The organism is Roseomonas sp. TS2, from assembly GCF_058833935.1.
This window is the reverse complement of the sequence record NZ_JCACVY010000317.1, coordinates 1-2528: the sequence shown is the minus strand read 5'-3', so window position 1 is coordinate 2528 and position 2528 is coordinate 1. Positions and strand designations below refer to the sequence as shown.

Here is a 2528-nt window from a genome sequence, read left to right as displayed (position 1 = left end):
CGCCATGGGCGCGCAGGATGTTGCGGGCGATGGGCAGGCCGAGGCCGGTGCCGCCGGTCTCCCGATTGCGGCTGGTCTCCAGCCGGCGGAAGGGCTGGAACACGGTCTCCAGCGATTCCTCCGGGATGCCGGGGCCGTCATCCTCCACCCGCAGCCGCAGCAGCGCCGCCTCGGCGCCGGTGCCCGGCCCCTCCAGGCGGATGCGGGCGCTGCCGCCATAGTTCAGCGCGTTGCCCACCAGGTTCGCCAGGGCGCGCTTCAGCGCGATCGGCCGGCCACGCACGCGCAGCCGCTCGGGGCCCTCATAGGCGGTGGTCTCGGGCGCCAGCTCGGGCCGCGCATCCGCCGCCTCGTCCAGCACGGTGCGGCAGAGCGCGGCGAGGTCGAGCGGCACGGAAGGCTCGGTGGCGGAATCGTCGCGGGCGAAGGCCAGGGTGGCGTTCACCATGGCCTCCATCTCATCGAGGTCGGCCAGCATCTTGCGGCGCTGCTCCTCGTCCTCCAGGAACTCGGCGCGCAGCCGCAGGCGGGTGATGGGGGTGCGGAGATCGTGGCCGATGGCCGCCAGCATCTGCGTCCGGTCGCCGACGAAGCGGCGGATGCGCTCGGCCATGGTGTTGAAGGCGCGGGCGGCGGTGGCCACCTCCAGCGGCCCGTTCTCCGGCAGCGGCGGCGCGTTCACGTCGCGCCCCAGCCGCTCGGCGGCGCGGGCGAGCGCGGAGACGGGGCGCGTCAACCGCCGCGTCGCCCACAGGATCAGCGCCAGCGCCGCGCCGGTCATCAGCGCGAAGGCGAAGAGGAAGGTCTCGGAATGCCAGGGCCGCGGCGGCGGCAGGGCCATGCGCATGTTCAGCCACAGCCCGTCCGGCAGCTGCATGGCCAGCACCAGCATGCCCGGGCGCGGCCCGCCCGCCACCAGCGCCTCGCGCGGGCGGAAGCGCGCCGGGCCGGCGGTGACGAGATCCAGCCGGAACAGCCGCACCAGCGAGGCCGAGGCGCGCGGCATGCCCGGCCGCACCGCCGGCAGGTCCGACAGATCGGCGATCAGCCCGGGCGGCAGGTCGATATCGTAGAGCATCGCCTCGCGCCGGTCGGGCGGCGCCAGCAGCACGGTGCGCCAGACGCCGAAGGCGCGCGCGCTGATCTCGCGCGAGAGGGCGAAGCGTTGCAGGTCCACGCGGTCGAGGGCGTGGATGGTCAGCCCGGCCGCCTGCACCATCATCAGTGCGAGGGTCAGGAACACCGCCGTGCGCCCGGCCAGGCTGCGCGGCAGCAGGCGGTGAATCATGGGCGCCGGCCGGGGCCGTTGTCCTGGCGCATCGCTCAGCCGGCCGCCCCGGCCGGGCGGGGGCCGGCGGGCGGCTCGCCGCCGGGCCGCTCCGCGCCACCGCGCTCGGCCAGCTTCTCCACCGTCGCGGCCAGCACGTAGCCGCCGCCGCGCACGGTCTTGATCAGGCTCGGGTTGCGCCCGTCATCCTCCAGCTTGCGCCGCAGGCGGGAGACGGCGACGTCGATGGCGCGGTCGAACGGCCCGGCCTGGCGGCCGCGCAGCAGGTCCATCAGCATGTCGCGCGTCAGCACCCGGTTGGGGCGCTCGACCAGCACCATCAGCAGCTCGTACTCGCCCCCCGTCAGCGAGACCTCGACGCCATCCTGGTTCAGCAGGCGGCGCCGCGCCGGCTCCAGCGTCCAGCCGGCGAAGCGGATGGAGCGGGCGGGCGGCTCCTGGCTCGCGCCGCTCTCGCCGCTGGCGCGGCGCAGCACGGCGCGGATGCGCGCCAGCAGCTCGCGCGGGTTGAAGGGCTTGGCCACGTAGTCATCGGCGCCGAGCTCCAGCCCGACGATGCGGTCCGTCTCCTCGCTCATCGCCGTCAGCATGACGATCGGCACGTCGGACTGGCCGCGCAGCCAGCGGGCGAAGTCGAGCCCCGATTCGCCCGGCAGCATCAGGTCCAGCACCACGAGGTGGTAGCGGCCGAGCGGCCAGAGCCGCCGGGCTTCCCGCGCATCGCGCGCGGCGGTGACGCGGCAGCCCTGCCGCTCGAGGAATTTCGACAGCAGGTCGCGGATCTCGCGATCATCGTCCACGACCAGGATATGCGGGGGCGGTTCCATGAGCTCGACCATAGAGGCGATATGGCGACGTTGCCTGGAAGGCATGTTACAGGCTTTTGCCACCGCGCGCCCTGTTGCGCTTCGTATCATTCGGCAGCGAAAAACATGCCTCGTCCGGCGCAAAGCCTGGCCGGCCTTCCGCCCGGCCAGGCGGCATGGCATCCTGCGCCGGAAGAGACCAGCGCCCGAAGAGACAGGGGTGCCGCGCCCCGCGCGCCCGCGAGGAACCCATGGCCATCCTGCCCTTGCGCCGCAAGGAAAGCAGCCCGCCCCGGACGGCGGCGGCGCCCCCCGCGCCTCTCCACGCGCCTCCTCTGGTGGTGCCGGACGACATCAGCCTCGCCCCCAGCATCCCCCCGCCGCGTCGGGAGGACCGCCGCGCCCGCCCGCGCGACTGGCTGCGTGTGGGAGTC

3 protein-coding genes are annotated in these 2528 nt (G+C 74.3%); 1 reads left to right on the top strand and 2 read right to left on the bottom strand.

What is annotated here, in order from left to right:
* Both ACZJYS_RS23950 and ACZJYS_RS23945 read right to left on the bottom strand, forming a co-directional pair.
* A partial coding sequence (locus ACZJYS_RS23950; RefSeq protein WP_493180592.1) for an ATP-binding protein occupies positions 1-1288 on the bottom strand: 1288 nt, incomplete at its 3' end.
* A 35-nt stretch (positions 1289-1323) separates the two neighbouring features.
* Entirely contained in the window at positions 1324-2115 is a 792-nt protein-coding gene (locus ACZJYS_RS23945) for a response regulator (RefSeq protein ID WP_493180591.1), read from the bottom strand.
* Positions 2116-2345: 230 nt separating this feature from the next.
* On the opposite strand from ACZJYS_RS23945, the gene ACZJYS_RS23940 reads away from it, so the two are divergent.
* Positions 2346-2528 (top strand): hypothetical protein (locus ACZJYS_RS23940; RefSeq protein WP_493180590.1); only part of this gene is annotated, 183 nt, incomplete at its 3' end.

What these genes read in the sequence shown, in the direction of transcription:
- ACZJYS_RS23945 (WP_493180591.1), bottom strand. Translation starts at nt 2,115, where the DNA reads ATGGAACCGCCCCCGCATATCCTGGTCGTGGACGATGATCGCGAGATC.